Origin of the sequence: Chryseobacterium aurantiacum (assembly GCF_003020585.1) — a bacterium.
GTDB classification, from domain to species: Bacteria; Bacteroidota; Bacteroidia; order Flavobacteriales; family Weeksellaceae; genus Chryseobacterium; species Chryseobacterium aurantiacum.
Genome location: NZ_PXUE01000002.1, coordinates 749,699 through 771,947 on the forward strand (window position 1 = coordinate 749,699; position 22,249 = coordinate 771,947).

At 36.1% G+C, this 22,249-nt stretch carries 16 protein-coding genes; 1 reads left to right on the forward strand and 15 read right to left on the reverse strand.

Annotated features, from left to right (window positions below):
- Nucleotides 1-121: 121 nt before the first annotated feature.
- From guaA to C7D53_RS09865, 11 genes are all read right to left on the reverse strand, one after another.
- Complete coding sequence (guaA, locus tag C7D53_RS09815) at nucleotides 122-1,651, reverse strand: glutamine-hydrolyzing GMP synthase (protein ID WP_106916247.1); 1,530 nt, start codon at nucleotides 1,649-1,651, stop codon at nucleotides 122-124.
- A 160-nt stretch (nucleotides 1,652-1,811) separates the two neighbouring features.
- A complete protein-coding gene (gene purD / locus C7D53_RS09820; protein WP_106916249.1) occupies nucleotides 1,812-3,050 on the reverse strand; it encodes a phosphoribosylamine--glycine ligase in 1,239 nt (412 codons plus the stop codon).
- A gap of 89 nt (nucleotides 3,051-3,139) precedes the next feature.
- Nucleotides 3,140-4,657 carry a bifunctional phosphoribosylaminoimidazolecarboxamide formyltransferase/IMP cyclohydrolase gene (purH, locus tag C7D53_RS09825; RefSeq protein ID WP_106916251.1) on the reverse strand — a complete coding sequence of 506 codons (1,518 nt, stop codon included), beginning with the start codon at nucleotides 4,655-4,657 and terminating at the stop codon, nucleotides 3,140-3,142.
- Between the two features lie 166 nt (nucleotides 4,658-4,823).
- On the reverse strand, nucleotides 4,824-5,390 hold the full coding sequence (gene purN, locus C7D53_RS09830; RefSeq protein ID WP_106916252.1) for a phosphoribosylglycinamide formyltransferase: 567 nt from the start codon (nucleotides 5,388-5,390) through the stop codon (nucleotides 4,824-4,826).
- Nucleotides 5,391-5,465: 75 nt separating this feature from the next.
- Nucleotides 5,466-6,458: a phosphoribosylformylglycinamidine cyclo-ligase gene (purM, locus tag C7D53_RS09835; RefSeq protein ID WP_106916254.1), complete on the reverse strand. Its 993-nt coding sequence runs from the start codon at nucleotides 6,456-6,458 to the stop codon at nucleotides 5,466-5,468.
- 283 nt (nucleotides 6,459-6,741) lie between these two features.
- Nucleotides 6,742-7,293, reverse strand: a complete 552-nt coding sequence (locus tag C7D53_RS09840) for an NADPH-dependent FMN reductase (protein WP_106916256.1) — start codon at nucleotides 7,291-7,293, stop codon at nucleotides 6,742-6,744.
- 102 nt (nucleotides 7,294-7,395) lie between these two features.
- Entirely contained in the window at nucleotides 7,396-8,124 is a 729-nt protein-coding gene (locus C7D53_RS09845) for a pirin family protein (RefSeq protein ID WP_106916258.1), read from the reverse strand.
- 298 nt (nucleotides 8,125-8,422) lie between these two features.
- Complete coding sequence (locus tag C7D53_RS09850; RefSeq protein ID WP_106916260.1) at nucleotides 8,423-8,878, reverse strand: hypothetical protein; 456 nt, start codon at nucleotides 8,876-8,878, stop codon at nucleotides 8,423-8,425.
- A 205-nt stretch (nucleotides 8,879-9,083) separates the two neighbouring features.
- Complete coding sequence (locus C7D53_RS09855; RefSeq protein ID WP_106916262.1) at nucleotides 9,084-10,502, reverse strand: MFS transporter; 1,419 nt, start codon at nucleotides 10,500-10,502, stop codon at nucleotides 9,084-9,086.
- Nucleotides 10,502-11,020 carry a nuclear transport factor 2 family protein gene (locus tag C7D53_RS09860; RefSeq protein ID WP_106916264.1) on the reverse strand — a complete coding sequence of 173 codons (519 nt, stop codon included), beginning with the start codon at nucleotides 11,018-11,020 and terminating at the stop codon, nucleotides 10,502-10,504. The genes C7D53_RS09855 and C7D53_RS09860 overlap by 1 nt, the downstream gene beginning before the upstream one ends.
- 9 nt (nucleotides 11,021-11,029) lie before the next feature.
- A complete protein-coding gene (locus tag C7D53_RS09865) occupies nucleotides 11,030-12,892 on the reverse strand; it encodes a glycoside hydrolase family 13 protein (protein WP_106916266.1) in 1,863 nt (620 codons plus the stop codon).
- 372 nt (nucleotides 12,893-13,264) lie between these two features.
- Between C7D53_RS09865 and C7D53_RS09870 the strand changes: the two genes are divergently transcribed.
- Nucleotides 13,265-14,239, forward strand: coding sequence for a sterol desaturase family protein (locus C7D53_RS09870; protein ID WP_106916268.1), 975 nt, complete (start codon nucleotides 13,265-13,267; stop codon nucleotides 14,237-14,239).
- A gap of 82 nt (nucleotides 14,240-14,321) precedes the next feature.
- On the opposite strand, the gene C7D53_RS09875 is transcribed toward C7D53_RS09870, so the two are convergent.
- From C7D53_RS09875 to C7D53_RS09890, 4 genes are all read right to left on the reverse strand, one after another.
- Entirely contained in the window at nucleotides 14,322-16,475 is a 2,154-nt protein-coding gene (locus tag C7D53_RS09875; protein WP_106916270.1) for a glycoside hydrolase family 97 protein, read from the reverse strand.
- An 81-nt stretch (nucleotides 16,476-16,556) separates the two neighbouring features.
- Entirely contained in the window at nucleotides 16,557-17,666 is a 1,110-nt protein-coding gene (locus C7D53_RS09880) for a SusE domain-containing protein (protein WP_106916272.1), read from the reverse strand.
- A gap of 19 nt (nucleotides 17,667-17,685) precedes the next feature.
- The gene (locus tag C7D53_RS09885) at nucleotides 17,686-19,266 is read right to left on the reverse strand and encodes a RagB/SusD family nutrient uptake outer membrane protein (protein ID WP_106916274.1); all 1,581 of its coding nucleotides are present in this window, start codon (nucleotides 19,264-19,266) and stop codon (nucleotides 17,686-17,688) included.
- A 5-nt stretch (nucleotides 19,267-19,271) separates the two neighbouring features.
- Nucleotides 19,272-22,040 (reverse strand): SusC/RagA family TonB-linked outer membrane protein, encoded by a 2,769-nt coding sequence (locus tag C7D53_RS09890; RefSeq protein ID WP_106916276.1) that lies wholly within the window; start codon nucleotides 22,038-22,040, stop codon nucleotides 19,272-19,274.
- Between the last annotated feature and the right edge of the window lie 209 nt (nucleotides 22,041-22,249).

Below are 22,249 nucleotides of genomic sequence, written 5' to 3' on the forward strand. Positions count from 1 at the left end.
TAGTGTTTCATGATTATTTTATGCTAAATAAAGATTTTTCTCAGAAATAATAAAAACATTTAACAAAAAAAATCCCACCCAAAAAATGGGCAGGATTTATATTTTAAATTCAAGTCAAAAATTATTCCCACTCAATGGTTGCAGGTGGTTTGCTTGAAATATCATAAGCTACTCTGTTGATTCCTCTTACTTCGTTGATGATTCTGCTTGAAACAGTATCCAAGAATTCGTAAGGAAGTCTGCTCCACGTTGCCGTCATAAAGTCGATTGTGTTAGCAGAACGAACTACAGCCGTGTACTCATAAGTTCTCTCGTCTCCCATTACTCCTACAGATTTTACAGGAAGCAATACTACGAAAGCTTGAGATACTTTTTCGTAAAGATCATTTTTGTATAATTCTTCAATAAAGATATCATCAGCTTCCTGAAGGATTCTTACTTTTTCAGCATCTACAGCTCCTAATATTCTGATCCCCAATCCAGGTCCCGGGAAAGGGTGTCTGTATACTAAATGGTGAGGAATTCCCAATTCTTCTCCTACTCTTCTCACTTCATCTTTGAAAAGCTCTCTTAGAGGCTCTAGTAATTCGAATTCCATATCTTCAGGAAGTCCTCCAACATTGTGGTGAGACTTGATCACTGCAGACGGTCCGTTTACAGACTGGCTTTCGATAACGTCAGGATAAATAGTCCCTTGTGCCAGGAATTTAGCACCTTCAATTTTGTGGGATTCTTCATCAAATACGTGGATAAATTCGTTTCCGATAATTTTTCTTTTCGCTTCAGGATCATCTACTCCGGCAAGTTTTGAAAGGAATCTTTCTTGGGCATCAACCATTTTAATGTTCATATGGAAATGTTCTCCATACTGATCCATTACTTTCTTGCCTTCATCCTTTCTCAATAATCCTGTATCTACGAAGATACAAGTCAATTGATCACCAATAGCCTTGTGAATCAAAACCGCAGCTACAGAAGAGTCAACACCTCCGGAAAGACCAAGGATTACTTTATTGTCTCCTACTTTTTCACGGATTTCTTCAACTGTTTTTTCAATATAGTTGGTTAGTTTCCAGTTTTTCTCTGAGTTACAGATACTGAAAACGAAGTTTTCAAGCATTTTCCCTCCTTCTTCTGTGTGAGAAACTTCCGGGTGGAACTGAACACAGAATATTTTTTTATCTTCATTGGAAATAGAAGCAATAACTCCTGATTTTGCATTTAATTCAAAACCTGCAGGTAATTCTCCTACTTCATCAAAGTGGCTCATCCAAACAACAGAGTTTTGAGTCACTCCTTTTAGTAGAGAACTTTCTTTAACAATTTCAAGATTAGCCTTTCCATATTCTCCTTTTTCTCCCTTGTTTACTTTCCCTCCTAAAAGGTGAGCTGTCATCTGCATCCCGTAGCAAATTCCTAAAACAGGAATTCCCTGCTCGTATAATTCCTTTTCAACTAGGTGAGCGTTTTCCGCATTTACAGAACTTGGTCCACCAGAAAGAATAATCCCTTTTGGCTGTTTTGCTAAAATATCTTGTAAAGGTGTATTGTAAGGTAGGATTTCAGAGTATACCCCCATCTCACGGATTCTTCTTCCGATAAGTTGGTTGTACTGGGATCCGAAATCTAAAATAATAATACCGTTGTTCATTTTTGATAATTGATTTGTTTGAAAGATATCAGATTTCGGACATCAGATTTCAGATTATTGGTCTGAAGTCTGGAATCTAGCATCTGACTCTTATTTCTAATATTAACTGTGTTACAAAAAAAGACTTGGAATTTCTCCAAATCTTTTTTCGCGATTTTTATTAAAACTTTCCGATGTCTTCTCTATAGAAGCCGTAATCGAAATGTACATGACCTGCGTCTTCGTAAACTTTCTTGCGGGCATCTTCGAAAGTAGCTCCTGTTGCTACAATGTTCAATACTCTACCACCATTGGAAACCACTTTGTCTCCTTTTCTGATAGCTCCTGCATATAATAGTTTACTGTGATTTACTTTCTCTTCACCTGTAATTGCAAAACCTGTTTCAATGTTTCTAGGATATCCTCCTGAGCACATTACAAGACAAACTGCTTTTTCGTCCTTGAACTTAAGCTCAATGTCTTTTCCTTCCATACAGTCTTGGATCACATCCAGAAGATTATTTTCCATAAGAGCCATCAATACCTGAGTTTCAGGATCTCCGAATCTCATGTTATACTCAAGAAGGTAAGCTCCATTTTTAGTTACCATCAATCCGAAGAAGATGATTCCTTTAAATCCGAAGCCTTCAGCCTTAAGACCTGTAATAGTTGGTTCTAAGATATTTTTCTCGAAATCTGCGTAGTGCTCCTGAGTAAATTCCGGGCTTGGTGCTACAGAACCCATACCTCCTGTATTTGGTCCTGAATCTCCGTTTCCAGCTTTTTTATAATCTTTTGCCGCTACACAAGGGAATAATTTTTCACCGTTTGAAAAAGCGATGATTGATGCTTCAAAACCTTGTAAATATTCTTCAATAACTAAACGGATACCAGCATCTCCATAGATTCTTCTGATCATGAAATCATGGATTGTAGCTTCAGCTTCTTCAAGAGTGTCACAAATAACAACCCCTTTTCCGCCTGCTAAACCGCTAGCTTTGATCACCAAAGGATATTGCTGTGTCTGCACATATTCTTTAGCGTCATTGTATGAATCAAATACGACAGCCTTAGCTGTTTTGATATCATAGGTCTGCATAAATTTCTTAGAGAAAGCTTTACTTCCTTCCAGGCTCGCTACTTTTTGAGTAGGCCCGAAAACTTTAAGATCATGCTTTTTAAATTCGTCCTTGATACCCGCTACAAGAGGAGCTTCAGGACCTACGATCGTAAGATCAACCTTTTCTTTAATAGCGAAATCTCTAAGTTCTTTGATTTCTGATAAATGAACATTTTTCCCTATTACATCGGTAGTAGCATTCCCGTTAGCAAAAAACATTTTAGAAATTCTTGAGTCATTCTGAAGCTTTGCCGCTAAAGCAGATTCTCTACCGCCTTCACCTATGATTAATATTCTCATACTTTATTTATTATCTAGTCTTATTTTACAAATATATAATTTTGAATGCTAAAAATACAATCCCTAATTATTTTTTAATTCTATTTTAATTAGTGGAAAAAGTGTCTAACACCTGTAAACATCATTGGGATACCGTGCTCATTTGCAGCTTCTACACTATCCTGATCTTTTACACTTCCACCTGGCTGAATAATAGCCTTAATACCTTCCTGAGCGCAGAAATCTACTACGTCACGGAAAGGGAAAAATGCATCTGAAGCCAATACTAAATCTCCTGTGAATTTTTCTTTTGCTCTTTCAATAGCCTGTTGTGTAGCCCAGATTCTGTTCACCTGTCCGCCTCCGATTCCGAAAGCCTGAATTCCGTTGGAAACTACGATAGCGTTTGATTTCACATATTTTACAACTCTCTGAGAGAAAAGTAATGCTTTTTTCTGCTCTTCTGTAGGCTGAACTTCAGTTACTACCTTAATATCATCAGAGAAATGAGTATCGTTATCCTGAACCAAGATACCACCATCTACTTTCACCCATGTCTGCTTGTCTGAAACAGGGTTTACAATTTTGATGATTCTTAGGTTTTTCTTTTTTCTTAAAACTTCAAGAGCTTCTTCATCAAAATCTGATGCCATTACAATCTCCAGGAATGTTTTGTTTAATTCCTCAGCTGTAGCTGCATCAATTTTATAGTTCATAGCAACAATTCCGCCAAAGATGGATACCGGATCACATTCGAATGTTTTTTGGTATGTTTCCAATGCTGAAGTACCGATAGCTACACCACAAGGAGTAGAGTGCTTTACTGCACAACAAGCCATTTCTTCTTTGAACTCCGTTACCACTTTCCAGCAAAGGTCCATATCACGAAGATTGTTGAAAGAAAGTTCTTTACCACCAAGCTGTTCGAAGTCTTTCATTGCTCCATTCTCGAAAGTAGAAACATAGTAAGCGGCTGTCTGGTGAGGGTTTTCGCCATATCTTAGGTCAGAAACCTTTTTATAAGAAGCGTTTAAATAGGTAGGATATTCCTCATCTAAAAGCATTCTTGAAATAGCGGCATCATAAGCAGAGGTAAGGTTGAATACTTTTCCTGCAAGCTTTTTACGGGTTTCGATGTATGTATCCCCATTTTGCTCCATTTCCAGTTTTACTTTTGTATAGTCTTCTACATCAGTAATAACCGTTACAGAGTCAAAGTTTTTAGCTGCAGAACGAAGCATTGATGGTCCACCGATATCGATAAACTCTACTTTCTCGTGTAATGAAATATTTTTATTTACATTTTCAAAGAAAGGATAAAGGTTTACGATAACCATGTCAATCAGACCAATTCCGTGTTCCTGAACCGTTTTCATATGCTCTTCGTTGGTACGAACAGCCAACAATCCACCGTGAACTTTTGGGTGTAGAGTTTTCACTCTTCCATCCAACATTTCAGGAAAATTGGTTACCTCATCAATCTGAATGGGATTTAAACCAGCGTCTTTCAAATGTTTGAAGGTTCCTCCTGTGGAGATCAACTCATAGTTTTGAGCTTCCAAAAACTGTGCGAACTCAATTAATCCGCTCTTGTCAGAAACACTGATTAAAACTCTCTTTTTACTCATTTTACTTTCAATTTTTTACTTTTTACAGCTATTTCAAACTGTGTCCGGGTCTTTCACCTCCGAACTTACTTTTATTTTACTTAGATTTTTGCTAATGTAGCAATGTATCAGTTTAACAATGTAACAATAAACTATTGGTAAATTGATACGTTGTTAGATTGGTACATTATTTATTTCCCAGGACCTTGTTGATCGCTATTGGAAATATTTCATATTCAATCTGGTGAACTTTCTGAGCTAGTGTTTCAGGAGTGTCATCGGCTGTTACTTCAAAAGATTTTTGAAGAATAGCTTCTCCTTCGTCAATGCCCGATGTCACAAAATGCACTGTTGCCCCACTCTCTACTTCTTTTGCTTCAATGACTGCATTGTGAACGTTCATTCCCCACATTCCTTTTCCTCCGAACTTCGGAAGCAATGCAGGATGAATATTGATTATCTTACCATTCCAGTTTTCGCAGAATTCAGATTTTAAAATGGATAAAAATCCTGCCAATACGATCAGATCTGTATTTTGTGGGATTACTTTAGCCAATTCAGAGCTGAAGTTCTTTCCTCTTGGAATGAGTATGCTTTCTATCTTGTGATTTTTTGCTCTTTCCAATCCGAAACATTCTCTGTCAGCAACCACCAAATTTACTTTTGCGTTCTGAATTTCTCCAGCTTCAATAGTATCAATGATTCTCTGCAGATTGGTTCCTGAACCGGATACGAGTACAACGATGTTCTTCATTATTCAGATGTTAGATATCAGATTTAAGATTACAGACTTACAGTCTGATGTCTAGGGTCTGAAATCTGATGTCATTTAAAATTTCAAATTGATTTTCTCAGCTCCTTCTGTGATCTCACCAATTTCGTAAGCATCATCTAAAAGGTGTAATACTTTTTCAGCATGTTCAGCGTCTACTACAATGATCATCCCAACACCCATATTGAATGTTCCGAACATTTCTTCACGAGTAACTCCTCCTCTTTTCTCCAGTTCAAGCATTACACTTGGAATTCTGATTTTTGAACCGTCAACAGAAGCACAAAGTCCCTCTGGGATAATTCTTGGAACGTTTTCGTAAAGTCCACCACCTGTAATATGAGCAATTCCCCCTACTTTTACCTCTTCCAATACTTTGTGAATATCTTTGAAATATAATCTTGTTGGAACTAAAAGTGTTTCATATAAAGGTTTTCCTTCAAACTCTTCTTCAAAGTTCGGGAATACTTTTCTTACTAAAGAGAATCCATTGGAGTGGAATCCTGAGCTTGGTAATGCAATAATTTTGTTACCCGGCTTAATGTTGGATCCATCAATAATCTGATCTTTCTCTACAATTCCTACACAAAATCCTGCAACATCATAATCTCCTGGCTGGTACATTCCCGGCATTTCGGCAGTTTCTCCTCCAATTAATGCACAATTGTTATCTTTACAAGCTTCCACCATTCCTAAAACGATCTCAGCGGCAATTTCAGAATCCAGTTTACCACAAGCTAAATAATCTAAAAAGAATAATGGCTTAGCACCGTGGCAAAGAATATCGTTGGCACACATGGCGAAACAGTCTACACCGATAGAGTCATATTTTTTAGTATCCAAAGCTACCTTCAGCTTTGTTCCTACTCCATCTGTTCCTGAAACAAGAACCGGATTTTTATATCCTCCGATCTCATAGAAAGCACCAAAACTTCCCAAGTGATTCAATACATTGGAATTGTGGGTTTCACCAACCGCTTTTTTGATCTTGTCAACCGTTTTGTATCCTTCTTCTTTGTCTACTCCTGCTGATTTGTAAGTGTTGCTCATGTCTGCTTAGATTTTTAGATTTCAGATTTCAGATTTCAGATGATTAATTGTCTTACATCTGACGTCTTGTGTCTTCTTATCTTTTAATATTTCAATTACTTTTATACTCGATTTTAGAAAACAAAAAAGCCGACAATCTTTTCAGATTATCGGCCGTTATTTTATCTCAGAATTTCAGAGCCCACAATTTTCCCTTTATGAGAAAAACATTGTTTATAGGAGGTCTGAATTTTCATCTCTTTTCTTTTTGCAAAAATAGTAATTTTAAATGAATATTCAAATTCTATTTTTCAAGGATCGTTTCAATGGCTGCAATCTTCTTGATTTTTTCCTTTAATTCACTGTTTTTCTCTTCATTAGAAATTTTTTGTTCAGCTTTATCAAAGTTATCATTAAAGAAAGGAAGGGAGAATGTTTCTACCACATTTCCACCGTGGAAAGGGAAACGCTTTGATGCTGCATCCAAAACTCCTGCACCACCTCTTCCTCCCGGAGATGTAGCCATCAATAGCATGGGTACTTCATTCCAAACGGTTCTGTCTTTGATTCTGGATACCCAGTCGAACACATTTTTGAATGCTGTAGAATAGGTTCCGTTATGTTCTGCCAAAGCAACCAACAATACGTTTGCCCCGTCAATCTTAGCAGCAAAGTCATGAGCTTCCTGAGGTACACCGCCTGCTAATTCTCTTTCATGTTTATAGATTGGCATTTCGAAAGGGTTCAGATCTACGACTTCTACTTCTGCATTTTCAAATAATGTTGATGCGTAGGCTACCAACTGTTTGTTCATAGAAACTTCTGAGTTACTTCCTGCTATTGCTAAAATTTTCATATGTAGTATTTATTTTTAAGTTACATCAGACCACCATCCACAAGGGTTCTGTTGATGGTGGTTTGATATTATTTTAATTTTTAAGAATACAAATTTAGTTTTTTATTTAAGATAAGAAGGCAATTCCATTGGGACTTCCATTAATAATATTTCTGCATCTTCCACTGCTTCAATATTAAAACTTTGTGTATCCAAGATTCCCAAACCATCTCTTTCATTAAGGATACGATCACCTACTTTTGCTGATCCTTTTAAAACAAAAGCATAGACTCCGTTTCCTTTTTTATTCAACATATAGTTTTTTCCATTTCCTTTTTTGAAGTTGGCCAAATTGAACCAGGCATCCTGATGGATCCAAACGCCGTCATCATTTTTATTAGGGGATAAAATCTGCTGGAATCCGTTGATTTTTTCTCCTTCTTTGATGCTTTTCTGATCATATCTTGGTTCAACATTTAATTCTTTAGGAAAAACCCAGATCTGTAAGAATTTTACTTCTTCATCTTTATTCTTATTGTATTCGCTGTGCATTACTCCAGTTCCGGCGCTCATCACCTGAATTTCACCTTTCTTAATTACCGCAGTAGTACCCATTGAATCTTTGTGTTCCAAATCTCCCTCCAAAGGAATGGATATAATTTCCATATCTCTGTGTGGATGTGTCCCGAATCCCATTCCCTGAGAAACGGTGTCATCGTTCAATACTCTTAAAACCCCGAAATTCATTCTGTCGTTGTTTTGATAGTTAGCAAAACTGAATGTGTGGTAAGAATTTAACCAACCATGATTAGCATGGCCTCTAGAATCTGCTTTATGATATACTGTTTTCATTTCTGTGATTATTTATAGTACAAATGTAAGGGATGTGATGGTGAAAAAAGTTGATGTAGGTTAAGAAAGGAATGAATGGTTTTCGAAAGGATAAAATTGCTGATAAATTAGATTACGCAAAGGCGCAATTGATTTATCCTTTATGCTTTTAAGCCACAAGGATTTTATCTTTTATAAAATTTCAGGTTGGATATTGTTTTTTCTTACAGAGTGAGCAAATTGAGCAGGTTATATAAAGTAGTTGTAAACATCTACGAAATCTAAGAGAAATTATTATCCTATTTTCAATAGGAAATTCTTATTTGTTTTTATAAAGTATAGTGGTATAATCCGTATTATAATTTCGTGTTTCTATATTTAGTTTATTTAGTAGTTCATCAGCATCAATCTTTATATTTTTCCAGATTTCATTGGTATCCAGAAACTCCCAATCCCAAATTTCCACAGGGATATCATCCACTTTCTTTTTAAACATTAAAAGTTCGGACTTAAGAGACTCATCTATTAGTTTGTTTCTAAATACTGTTTCAAATAAAACCGGTAAAAATGCATAATCCAGTTCTTCATATAGCTCCGTTAATGGATCTATTAAAACCGGAGCCATTTCATCTAATTGTTCCACACTATAGGTATACAGAATTAGTGAGTTTATAATATTTGTATAATAAAAATTTACATGTTTATCATATTCAAGCAACTCTTCTTGGGTAAATCCAAGGTCATCGGACTTATTCGGTTCTTCAATCTCTGACATCTTTTATTATTTTGATTTAAATAAGTGATTAAAAATACTAATTTAATTAACTTATTGGGGTTTAACCTTTTTTAGAAGATTATAAATATAAATAAGTTTTGGCTAAAGCCAATTGATAAATAATTAAAGAGAAAGCGGGCTAAAGCCCGCTCCTATTGAATATTAATTCTATTATTTTATTTTCTATATGCAATAATACTTTTAACTAAAAGTGCACTTGTTTAATCTCTTCTGCAATTTCTTTAGGGGTTTCGTTGTCTGACTTAACGAAAATCATGGTGACTACAGCTCCAATCAGCATGCAAACACCTCCTACCACTACATAATCCATTGCCTGCTTACCAAAAACACCACTTACAATTGGTCCTCCGAATAAACCATTGATGATCTGCGGAATAACAATAAAGAAATTGAATATTCCCATATAAACACCCATTTTTCTTTGCGGAATCACTTCAATAAGCATGGCATAAGGCATTGCCAGGATGCTTGCCCAGGCAAATCCCAGTCCGATCATTGAAACCCATAGATTATTTACATCCTTGATAAAATACATGGAAATCAGTCCCAGCCCTCCACATAATAAGGCTAAAGCATGGGTTTGTTTTTTACCGATCCACTTTGCTATGGGAGTTAATAAAAACGCAAAAGGAATTGCCCAAAGATTATACATTCCAAAGAGTTTCCCTGTTAAATCTCCGGCATCATTGAATGCCTTGGAGTGTGTATCCTCCGGAGACAGCCCCATATGATGAGTTGCGAGCGCACTGGTGGTAAATACCCACATGGTAAATAATGCAAACCATGAGAAGAACTGAACAATTCCAAGCTTTTTCATTTGAACAGGAATGGTCGCAAAGTCTTTGAAGATATCTGAAAATTTTGATTTTTCAGGTTCTGCTTCTTTTCCGTCTTCAAACTCAGCAAATTCTTGTGGAGAATATTCTCTGGTCGTAATGATGGTATATAAAATGGATATTATCAGCAGTACAGCTCCCACATAAAAGGAATAAATTACATTATCTGCAACAAAGCCTTTGGGGGCTTCATTAGAAATTCCAAGCTTTGTCAACCAATCCGGCAAATAAGAACCCAGCACGGCTCCTATTCCGATCAAAATGGTTTGAACTGAAAATCCAATTGTTCCCTGATGCTTCGGAAGCATATCACCAACCAGGGCTCTAAAGGGCTCCATGGCAATATTTACGGATGCATCCATCATGGCAAGAAAAATTACGGCTAACAGCAAGGCATTTGCAGCAAACATTTGGGTTACGGAAGCTGCATTTGGAAGTAAAACCAATCCTATGGCACACAAAACAGCGCCAATTAAGAAATAAGGCTTTCGTCTTCCCAACGGGCTCCAGGTATTATCTCCCATATGCCCGATAATAGGCTGAACGATCAAACCTGTAATGGGAGCCACCAACCAAAACCACGATAACTCATGAACATCTGCTCCTAAATTACCAAGAATACGGCTTGCATTTCCGTTCTGTAGTCCAAACGCCATTTGGATTCCTAAAAATCCCATGCTCATATTAATGATTTGCAGCATGGAAAGGTTAGGTTTTATTCTTTTCCCAGATGAACCATCTGCATATCTCCCGTCCATTACCGCCATTATGACTTCAGTTTTTGGATTAATACATCTTCTATGGGTGCTTTTTCAACTACAACTTTATCTACTACATCATTCGGAACGGTCATAGAAAGAACATATTGTTTTACTTTCCAGCTTCCATTAATTTTTTCTACAACACCTGATCCACGACAAATTTTCATTTGGGTATCCAATAATTCGTCAAACCAAGCCAGTTTTCCGTCTTTACTGAAATAGATATTTCTTTTAAGAGAGGTGAAATTCCAGGTTTTCTTTTTATCAAAATATGGTTTTGCCCAAACCATGAACTCCTTTTTATTCCAGATTTCAGTGGCATCTGTTCCTATAAATGTAGATTCGTCAGCAAAATAATTGAAATAAGTTGTATAATCTGCTTTTGCAGCAGCAACGTTAAAGGCATCCAGCATTGTACCGATCTCTGATTTTTCTTTTTCAAAAGCTTTGCCTGATTGTGCTGAAAGCATTGAAAATCCTAATAAAAACAGGATGAATGTATGAACAGTTATTAATTTTCTCATAGGTATTATTTATTTTTCAAGTTCAATGATCAATGAGGTCTTAGCAGGAATTGTCATGTTATTCTGTAACATGAATTCTTTTCCTGAAATAACCTCTTTTCCTTTGGAGAATCCTTTTAATGACTCTTCAAAATATTTTAAGTCTAACGTCTGATCTTTTGTATTATTGTTGATGACAACCATTACACTTTCCTTGTCATTATATCTAAAATAAGTAAAGACCCCATCTTTAGGAACGAAATTTTTAGTTTTACCGGTATGAATCACCTCTTTGCCCTTTCTCCAGTTCAGTAATTTCTGTGTAAATTGATAAAATTCTTTTTGCTCAGGAGTTTGTGTTGATGGATTGAATGCGCTTTGTTTATCTGATTTCCAACCTCCGGGAAAATCCCTTCGGATATCGGCATCGCCTCCTTTTTTCTTATCGCCCCGCATTCCTACTTCCGATCCGTAATAGATCTGTGGAATTCCACGAACAGTTGAAATCAAGGTTAACCCCATTTTATAAACGCTCGGATCTGCATTGAAAATTTCATTCCATCTCTCAGTGTCATGATTTTCAAAGAATACCATTACATTATTAATATCCGGATAAAGGAAGTCGCTGCTAAAGGAGTCATAAAGCCTTATTAGACCGGTATCCCAATCTTGTTTTTCTTTAAAAGCTTTAGGCATGTCTGCAAATAACATAAAATCCATTACAGACGGTAGATTGGAATTGTATCCTGCTGCTTCCCCAGTTTTGGAATTCTTTTGCCACGCTGAAATTTGTCCTGCGGTATATAACCATGACTCCCCTACAATATTGAATTTAGGGTATTCATCGGTAATCGCCTTGGCCCATTTTGCCATTGCTTCCTTATCATTGTAAGGATAGGTATCTACCCGAAAACCTCCCAATTCGGCATATTCTATCCACCAGATTGCATTTTGAGTTAAATATTTTAAAACCAATGGATTTTTTTGGTTGATATCAGGCATTGTAGAATCAAACCACCCATCCAGGGCATATTTTTTATCAATTTCTGAAGCGTTGGTATCAAACTGTGATGATGTTTTATAATTGGATCTTTTGAAACCATTTTCTCCTTCTTTAAACCAGTGAATCCAGTCTTTCGTAGGGAGATCCTTGATCATCCAATGAGAAATCCCCCAGTGATTGGTTACATAATCCATCACCAGCTTCATATTTCTTTTGTTTAATTCCTTGGAAAGAGTTTTGTAGTCTTCATTGGTTCCGTAGCGGGCATCAATTTTATACAGGTCTGTTTGGGCATACCCATGATAAGAATATACTTTCTCATTATCCTCGTTTACAGGGGTTAACCAGACTGCTGTTGCACCCAGATTTTGGATATAGTCAAGATTATTCATAATCCCGCGCAAGTCGCCACCATGTCTGCCGTTGGGCAAACTTCGATCAGCCTTTTCTGCAAGCTCAGGAGTGGAATCATTTTTTTCATCTCCATTGGCAAAACGATCCGGCATAATCAAATACATCACATCTTTTGAGGTGTAAGATTCGCGGTCTGCGGACCCTGGGTTTCTCTGTTTCAGCTCATATTTATAGGAGCCCAGATTTTTTTTATCTTTTTTAATCGTAATTGTAAACTTGGGAACATTGATTTCATTGGTATTAACCGTGATAAAAACATAATTCGGATTTTCTACCTTTTGGATGTCTTTAATTTGAATTCCGTCTGAGAGACTGATTTCATTATTAGCAATTCCTTTTCCGTACACAAGGATTTGAAGTTCAGGATTTTTCATTCCTTTCCACCAGAAAGCTGGTTCTACTTTTTCCAATACTTTGGATTGTGAAAAAGCTATTGAAGCAGCTGAAAGGGCCAAAAGCACATATATTTTTCTCATAACTTAGTCTTCGTCTTCAATTTAATAATTAGTTGTATATCATGAAGCTGCATTAAAAAACAGAATTCATCACACTGAAAAACAGATTGTTACATAGATTATTACAACAATTTAGCAATGAACAACTTAGGAGCAAATTACGAAAAAATTTTAAGAGTTATTACAAAATAATTGTTAGAATTCTCTTTTATTAATCGGGATTTTAAACTATTGATTAATGAATATCAAGACAATAATTATTGGAGATAATGATAATATTTCACAATCACGCCTATCTTTTTTATCAATATCTCAAAAAACTGCTTTGTAAAAAGAATATTTAATCTAAAAATAACACTTTTTATCTATTTAATTTTTAATTTTACAGAAAAAATGTTTGATTTTAATAAACTATTCGAAAGTGATGGGCCGGATATTGTTTATACCTGGACTATTCCCGTATTTGCGGCTATCATTTTTATAGAAATGGCCTATAGCCACTTTAATAAGGAGAAGCTTTACGAAACTAAAGATGTGGCCACGAATGTTCTTTTTGCCCTTTTAAATTATAGCCTGGACATTATCATGAAAGGATTTTCCATGTTTGTCATGATGTTCTTTTATCATTATCGTATTTTTGATTGGGAAGTTGGAATATGGTACTGGATTGCGGTATTTCTCGCTCAGGACTTTGCTTATTATGTTCACCATTATGTAGACCATCACTCTCGTGTTTTCTGGGCGGTGCACATTACTCATCATAATTCTGATTATTTCAATATCACGACAGGTTTCAGAAGTCCTGTATTTCAGCCTTTGTACAGATATTTGTTCTTTTCTCCGCTTGCGTTTGTAGGCTTCCATCCATTGCATGTTATGGTTGCTTATTCCTCCATACAGATCTATGGTACTTTTGTACACACGCAATCTATTAAGAGCATGGGTTTTCTGGAATATTTTTTAGTAACCCCTTCGCATCATCGCGTACATCACGCCTGCAATATCAAATATCTTGACCGTAATATGGGAATGGGATTGATTATCTGGGATAAAATCTTTGGAACATTTGAAAAGGAAGATCCTGAGGTTCCTGTGAAGTATGGTATTTACCCTAAAATGAAGTCCAAGGATCCGGCAACTGTCTTGTTTTATGAATGGCGAAGAATAGGAAAAGACCTCAGACAACCTGGTCTATCTTTCAAGAATCGAATTCAATATCTCTTTTATTCTCCGGGATGGAGACATGACGGCACAGGAAAAACGGTAAAACAGTATCAAAAGGAATACAAAGAAAAAATAACAAAGAAGACTCCGACGGTAATGGAAGAGGTGTCTTCAGAACCAAAATTTGAATATTCAGATAAATAAATCTATAGCAGGAATTAAATTATTTTCTCAAAAACAAATCGCCCCGATCATGATCGGGGCGATTTTATTGTGGCTTTTAAAATTATTTTACCGGCTTAATAGAAATTGCGAATCCGCCACTTCTCACCATTTTAAAATTAATTTTGGACTTGCTGTTAATCTCTTTTTTGTAGATATTATAGCTTTGAGGATTATCAATATAATCGGCATCTTTTCCATCTTCATAAATGGTTGCCTCATATTTTTTTCCTTTGTCTAAGAACGAGAAATCAACGGTATATTCACGTTTATTTTCATCGGTAATACCTCCTACAAACCAGTTTTCAGTACCTTTTGCTTTTCTCGCTGTAATTACATAGTCACCTGGTTCTGCTGATAAGATTTTCGTATCATCCCAATCTGCTGCTACATCCTTGATAAACTGGAATGCATCCATATGTTTTTTATAGTTCTCAGGAAGGTCTGCCGCCATCTGAAGAGGCATATACATTGTTACATATAAGGCAAGCTGTTTTGCTAATGTAGTTTTCACAAAACGCTTATCTCCAGGGAAATAATAATCTAGCTTCGTTTGGAAAATTCCCGGTGTATAATCCATTGAACCTCCCATCCATCTTGTAAATGGAAGTACAGTTTGGTGATCCGGTTTGTTACCTCCAAAAGCTTCATACTCTGTTCCACGAGCAGCTTCTGCAGAAATGTAGTTCGGATAAGTACGGCTTTCTCCTGTAGGACGCACAGACTCGTGAGAGTTAACCATGATTTTATATTCATTAGCTTTTTCAGCAATTCTATAGTAATGGTTAATTGTCCATTGAGAATAATGATGCTCTCCTCTAGGGATTATATCTCCTACATATCCTGTTTTCACAGCATCATAACCATATTTATTCATGGTTTGGAAGGCTTTGTCTGCCCATCTTTCGTAGTTCGTTGCAGAACCTGAAGTTTCATGGTGCATAATTAGCTTAATTCCTTTGGAGTGTGCATATTCGTTCAACATTTTGATATCAAAATCCGGGTAAGGAGTAATGAAGTCAAAAACAAATTCTTTAGAATGTCCGAACCAGTCTTCCCAACCGATATTCCAACCTTCGATCAATAATCCCTGGAATCCGTTTTCTGCTGCAAAGTCGATATATTCTTTAACTTTAGTATTATTAGCAGCATGTTTTCCGTTCGGAGTTAACTTCCCAAAATCAGTTTTGTCTACATGCACGTTTTCTGCTGTAGAATAAGCCCACTGGGATTTTCCGATGATCATTTCCCACCAAACTCCCATGTATTTTGTAGGGTGAATGTAGGAAGTGTCTTTATATTTTGTAGGTTCGTTAAGGTTAAAGATCATTTTGGAATCCATCACCTGTTCTGCCTTTGGAGCAACGATAATGGTTCTCCATGGGGTTACTGACGGAGTCTGAATGTATCCTTTTGCACCTTGTCTGTCTGCTGTTAAATGGGTTTTAAACTTGAAGTTCTGCGCATCTACTTCCAAATGGGAAGCCGGATAATCCAATACAGCTGCTTCAGCAACGTTAATATACAAAGGTTCTTTTCCTTCTTTTTTAAGCATTAAAGGAGACTGAACCGCATTCTTCACTAAAGTCTGAGAGGCATTGGCATCGTAAGCTTTATCCCATTTTGCAGGAATTTCAGAAACTTTTGACTCCTGATATTGATATTCCTGAGAATCATAGTCTGCTACAAGCCACCATGCTTTCATATCTGTAGGGAAATCAATTTCTGAATCTTCTTCTCTGATTACGAAATAATTAAGATTTTTCTGCTGTGGAAATTCATATCTGAATCCAAGACCATCATTGAACAATCTGAATTTCACTACAATACTCCTGTCTGTAGAAGCCTGATTCAGCGTAAGAGCTAATTCATTATAATGGTTGATATAATTTTTCTTTTCTCCAAGAATCGGCTGCCACGTCTCATTTTTAGAGTCTCTTTTTTCATCTACCTTAGCAAAACCGTTATTCAAATCGAATTTTGCATCCTCCGGCTTTGCAATTCCGGAAGCAAATTTTATGGCTGTGTCTTTAAATAATCTCAGTCCCAATTTTGAATCTTCAACTACCACCGCACCGTTGTATTTCAGATTATAGAAAGGAACTCCATCTTTTAACTGGAAGTTCATTTCAAACTTACCGTCCGGCGATTTTAAAGACTGTGCATTCACACCTAACATCATTGAGAGCAAAAGGGCTCCAACTGTAATTTTCTTCATAATGACTATTTATTAACTTAAAAAAATAGATAAAGTGCTGCGGTAAAGCAGCACTTTGCTTTTATAATTAAACTTAATGTATTATAATGGTTTTATTGTGTAGACTCCTAGTTTTAAATCTACAGTAATTTTATAGGTACCTCCCGTACCATCAAATTTGATATTTCCATTGCTTCCTTTCGGTCCAATATACCCAGTGTTTCCATCTGTTGTTATATTCCCCCAATCTAATTCTCCCCAGCTCTGCTGACCCAAAAACTTGAATTCAGAAGCTGCAGGAAGAGCAACGGTGTACTCAAATTTTCCATTTCCTAAATTACTCATTGGAATGGCTGTACCTGAATCCCAACCATTAACTGTACCTACGATGTATAAATTAGCAGGATTCCAATTATTAAGTGGAGATGGAGAAACTGTAATTGACTTTTGCGTAGCATCAGCATCAATAACTATTTTATACATCCCTGTAGGCCCATTGAACTGAATATTTTCAGCCGGAGCAGCCACCAAATTAGGAGACCAGGTTTTAAAATACTTATTTTCAGTTTTTATTCCTGCTGCATCCAAGCTGTAATTTTTAGGATCCCAACCCTGCTGACCTAAGAATCTGAAAGTTTTACCGTTTTCCAGATAAGTATAAATAGTTGAGAAGTTATCTTTTTTATACAACAGCTGTGCATTCACCTCACTCCAGCCCACAGAAGAAGCATCTCCTACTAGATAGAATGACGGAAAAGCCGTCATATAAGGTGTAACTGTAATGGTGACTGCGTTTGAAGTAATGGCGGTATTTTCTCCTAGTTTTGAAGAAAGCCTAACTTCAACATCAGCTGCCACCTCTGGGACTAAACCTGCATCTTGTACATAGTCATTAATTTCAGCAACGGTAAATGTTACTTTGGAAGCTCCATCATTTAAAGCTATATTTTTAGGGCTGGCAAAGTTTGTTCCTTTAACAGCAATCTGAAGCTGATTCTTCTGAGCAACCGCAACACCATAATCTGGGGCTTTCCAATTGAAAGTAACCGCAGACTGTGCAGCATTATCTTTAATTAGGACCAAACTTGTTTTATCAGATGCAAGACTAGATACAGACGGATTTCCCAGTATTGCTCTGTCTTCATCTTTTTCACAAGAAACAAGCCATATTCCTACAAAAGCTATTGCTAATATTTTAAATATATTTTTCATTTTCAAGCAATATTTTAAATTAATAACCAGGATTTTGAATCAAATTAGGATTTGCAATAATATCTTTAGCCGGAATTGGGAAAAGATTTCTATAGCTTTCTACTGCTTTTCCTTCTTTCACGCCTCCTTTCCAAGGCCAAACATAGGACGCTGTTGTAAATTTATCGTAACGGATAAGGTCTGTTCTTCTTGTCATTTCCCAGCCAAGCTCTCTACCTCTTTCGTCTAATATATAATCTGTATTTATGGAAGCAACTGTGGAAGCTCCTGCACGGGCTCTCAAGGCGTTTACATATCCAAGCGCAGTAGCAGCATTTCCTCCTCCGCCGCCTCTCAAGGTAGCTTCTGCATACATTAGATAAATGTCCGCTAACCTGAATAAAGGAACATCTGTATCACAGAAGTTTCCTGAAGCATCAGATCCTGGATTGCCTGCACTTGTCATATTTTTATATTTAACAAATGCGTAACCATCTGTAAAGACACCAAGATCATTTATCTCAAGGTTTTGACCATCTGTATAGAAATTCCCTCTCTGGTCAGAAGGTGATCCTGCAAACAAATTCACATAAGCTTTAGTGGTTCTTAAACCTCCCCAGCCTCCACTGATTCCAAAGCTTGAGGCAGGCATACTTCCTCCTACACCAGCATGAATAAGATAAGTAGTACCTCCTGATGTTTGAATATGAACTCCATCAAAAGCAACCGGAAGTATCACTTCTGGATTATTTTTATCATTATCCGCAAGGAATAGATCTGCATATTTAGTTTTCAAAGAATATCCTGCCCCTATTACTTTATTGCAATAAGTAATACAGTCTGTATAATGATTGGAGCCATTATACACCTGTGAATTGAGATACAAACGAGCCAATAAGGACCATGCTGCTGCTTTATCTACTCTTCCGTAAACATTTGCTTTAGGATCTTTCAATTCTCCTGCTACTGCTAGAAGTTCATTTTCAATAAAATTAAAAAGCTCTGCACGTGTAATCCTTTTAGGTGGATTTATAGATCCTGGCAAATAACTTTCGTCTACAAATGGAACATTCCCAAACAAGTCCAATGCATAATAGTAAGATAACGCTCTTAGATACCTTACCTCAGCTCTCATATATTTAGCCTCATTTAAATTAGTACCTGTAATATTATTGGATGCTAATTTTTCATCTGTTACATTTCTCAGGAATTCATTACTTGTAGCAATTTGCGTAAAAATTCTATAGTATGCTCCTTCTACAAACTCACTGGAAGAATCCCAGGTCATTTTATGGATAGTCTGAAGGGTACCGTCATTCCATGCAATTACGGCTTCATCTGTGGGAAGTGTCTGTAAGGTATATAATACTCTTGTATATTGTGAAAAGTTTCCGTCAATACCATTAATATCCGAGTTACCTCCGTTAGCATTCTGTCCTCCGTTGGCAAAGCCACCATAAATTTTCGCTAAAGCCATTGGATAATTTGCAAAATCTGTAAATACACTTGCAGAAGTTACATCCGTAATTGGCTGTTGTTCTAGATCATTAACACAAGATGTTGCAGTAAGAATACTGAATAAGGCAGCAACAGCTATTATATTTGTTTTAAATTGTTTCATTTCTCTTAAAATTGAAAGTTAAATCCTAAAGAATATACTTTTGGCATTTGATAATAACCATTGTCTATATTTCCGAATACTTCAGGATCTATCCCTGAATATTTGGTAATTACAAATACGTTTTGCAGCATTGCATACACTCTTACATTACTCCCTTTATAGAAAAGGTCTTTAAAATTGTACCCTGCATTGATGTTGTCTAATCTTAAGAAAGAAGCATTCTCAACAAAAATATCAGAAAAATACTGAGGACTTGTGAACTTGTATTCTGCAGCAGTAGAATATACATTTTGCAGATAATTATTGGTTGTTAATGATTGAATTGAGCTGTTAGAGGCAGCATTATTATATACATAATTTCCTAATACCGCTCTTGCACTTAAACCAATATCCCAGTTATTGTGAGAAAATTTAGTATTAAATCCTATAATTGCATCAGGTTGTGTAGACTTATAATAATATCTGTCATTTACATCAATCTTACCATCGTTATTTCTATCTACATATATCCCATCCAATGGTTTCCCACTAGCATCATAAACCTGTTGGAATACATAGAAAGCATTAGGCTGACGGCCTACAGTATGAGCCTGGATAGTATTATTAACACCTCCATCAATTCCTCCTACTAAAATTCTGTAGGAAGAATCTGCACCATTAATAAGTTTGGTAATTTTAGATTTGTAATGGGTTGCATTAAATGATACTTCCCAAGTTGTATTTTCTTTTTTAATAGGAACAATGGTAACAGAGGCTTCTATACCTTTTGTTTGCATATTTCCTACATTCAGAAGGTTGTGATTACTTAAGTCACCTGCTGCAATTGGCGAATCTACAATAAGGTCCTTTGTATCTTTTTGATAAACATCGATGGAACCAGTAATTCTGTTGTTTGCAAAACCAAAATCAATACCTGCATTTTTTGTTGTTGTAATCTCCCAACTTAAATTTGGATTGTAAATCTCAGGTCTCATCATAAAATAAAACTGATCCCCGAATTGATACTCTGCTCCGCTGGAACTTAAATTATAAGCAGCATAAGACGGATAATTTCTTGGTTTATTGGTATCTAACGTAGGAAGCTCCTGCTGCCCTGTTTTTCCCCAACCTGCTCTTAGTTTTAAAACCTTGATTCCTGAATCTTTCAGGAAATTTTCTTCATTAATTTTCCATGCAACGGATACTCCCGGGAAGTTACCCCAAACATTACTTGTTGTGCCATTATAGAATCTGGAAGATCCGTCTCTTCTTATAGAGGCAGAAACAATATATTTATTAGCAATTGTAAAAATACCTCTTCCATAGAATGATAATAATACATTTTTGGTTTCAAAATCATTAGTAAATGTATTTTGTCCTCTTCCTTTAAATGTAGTTGATCCCGGAATAATGGTATTAAAATCTTGATAAGAATAACCCGCAGTAAGATCTACTGTTGTAGATATAGAATTTATGGTTTTTAAATAGCTCAAATAAGTCTCCAACAACTTATTTTTCTTCTCCATTGTATATTGATTGTAGGTCCCCAAATCACTGATTCCAGCTCTATAGATAGGACTTACGGTTTTCGCTCCGTTACTCTTAGAATAATCATAACCAGCATTTACATTCACATGCAAATCCGGTAAAAAATGTAGTTTATAATCTAACTGAATGTTTCCTAACCCCCTCCATACGGAAGCAACATCATGCACCCCATTTAAAAGTCCTAAAGGGTTTGAAGTACCATTTACATTAAGCCCAGTTATATTGTTATTAGGATCTGTCCATTCATAAAAACCACCATATGCCGGATTTCCAGAATAAATAGGTTGTGTAGGATCAAAATAAGTAGCAGACTTTATGACTTTATCATCATTAAATCTATTATCAGTAAAAGTTCCTTTAGCGTTAATGTTTACCGTCAAATGATTATCAAAAAACTTAGGATTCAAATTTAATCCCACAGAAGTTCTTTTAAATGAATTAGTTTTTACAATACCATTCTGATCATTATATCCAATGGATAAACGGTATGGTAACCACTTCACTCCACCAGAAAATGCTAAATTATTATCTGTTCCCCAAGCTTTCTGATAGATCTGATTCTGCCAATTGGTATTAGCCGTCCCCAATCTGGATTCATTGGTAGCAACTGATGGATTTGTTTTTGCAAGTTCATTTACAAAAGACCTATAGGAATTAGCATCAAGAACATTCACATTATCCATCTTTGTGGAAACCGAAGTTACAGTTGAAAAATTCACTTTGAACTTTCCTGCTGTTCCCTTTTTCGTTGTAATCAAAATTACCCCATTAGATGCCCTATTACCATAAATAGCTGTAGCCGAAGCGTCTTTAAGAATATCAAAGCTTTCAATGTCATTCGGATTGATAAGGGATAATGGATCTGATGCTCCATTTACCCCGGTAAAATCCTGTGGAACACCATCAATTACAATTAAAGGTGAGTTTTCACCATTTAAAGAAGATGTACCTCTAATCCTTATTTTAGTTCCGGAACCGGGAGCACCACTACTATTTGTAATTTGTACTCCGGGGGTTTTACCCTGAATAAGCTGACCTGCAGAAGTTGCACCACCATTAAAGTCCTTGGCCGTTACAGAAGTAATAGATCCCGTAAGGTCCGTTTTCTTCTGTTTACCATACCCTATCAGTACAACTTCCTCAATCTTTTTTTCCTGAGGAATAGAGTCCTTGGTCTGCGCGTGCATTACTGTACTTGCCAGTAAAAAAGCAGGCGCTATTTTTAATACCGTTGTAAAATTCTTCACAATCTTATTTTTATAGTTTCGTTTTCAGTCTTGTTTCTAGCCCTTGGCCAGCGTTGCAATTTAAAAAAAAAATAGAATTATCATAATTTTAATATAATTTAAGATAAAATTATGTATATTACGAAACGCATTTTAGTTAGTTTTTTATCCATCAATAGCTTACACGATGCTATGCGTTGCATAATATTTGTTTTGAGTTCACAATAAGT

Bases quoted from the DNA above. Each gene is read 5' to 3' on its own strand.
- guaA (WP_106916247.1), bottom strand. From the start codon at position 1,651: ATGAACAACGGTATTATTATTTTAGATTTCGGATCCCAGTACAACCAA.
- C7D53_RS09860 (WP_106916264.1), bottom strand. From the start codon at position 11,020: ATGAGAAAATTAATAACTGTTCATACATTCATCCTGTTTTTATTAGGA.
- C7D53_RS09850 (WP_106916260.1), bottom strand. From the start codon at position 8,878: ATGTCAGAGATTGAAGAACCGAATAAGTCCGATGACCTTGGATTTACC.
- C7D53_RS09870 (WP_106916268.1), top strand. From the start codon at position 13,265: ATGTTTGATTTTAATAAACTATTCGAAAGTGATGGGCCGGATATTGTT.
- purM (WP_106916254.1), bottom strand. From the start codon at position 6,458: ATGAGCAACACTTACAAATCAGCAGGAGTAGACAAAGAAGAAGGATAC.
- purH (WP_106916251.1), bottom strand. From the start codon at position 4,657: ATGAGTAAAAAGAGAGTTTTAATCAGTGTTTCTGACAAGAGCGGATTA.
- C7D53_RS09840 (WP_106916256.1), bottom strand. From the start codon at position 7,293: ATGAAAATTTTAGCAATAGCAGGAAGTAACTCAGAAGTTTCTATGAAC.
- purN (WP_106916252.1), bottom strand. From the start codon at position 5,390: ATGAAGAACATCGTTGTACTCGTATCCGGTTCAGGAACCAATCTGCAG.
- C7D53_RS09885 (WP_106916274.1), bottom strand. From the start codon at position 19,266: ATGAAACAATTTAAAACAAATATAATAGCTGTTGCTGCCTTATTCAGT.
- C7D53_RS09865 (WP_106916266.1), bottom strand. From the start codon at position 12,892: ATGAGAAAAATATATGTGCTTTTGGCCCTTTCAGCTGCTTCAATAGCT.
- purD (WP_106916249.1), bottom strand. From the start codon at position 3,050: ATGAGAATATTAATCATAGGTGAAGGCGGTAGAGAATCTGCTTTAGCG.
- C7D53_RS09845 (WP_106916258.1), bottom strand. From the start codon at position 8,124: ATGAAAACAGTATATCATAAAGCAGATTCTAGAGGCCATGCTAATCAT.
- C7D53_RS09880 (WP_106916272.1), bottom strand. From the start codon at position 17,666: ATGAAAAATATATTTAAAATATTAGCAATAGCTTTTGTAGGAATATGG.
- C7D53_RS09875 (WP_106916270.1), bottom strand. From the start codon at position 16,475: ATGAAGAAAATTACAGTTGGAGCCCTTTTGCTCTCAATGATGTTAGGT.
- C7D53_RS09855 (WP_106916262.1), bottom strand. From the start codon at position 10,502: ATGGCGGTAATGGACGGGAGATATGCAGATGGTTCATCTGGGAAAAGA.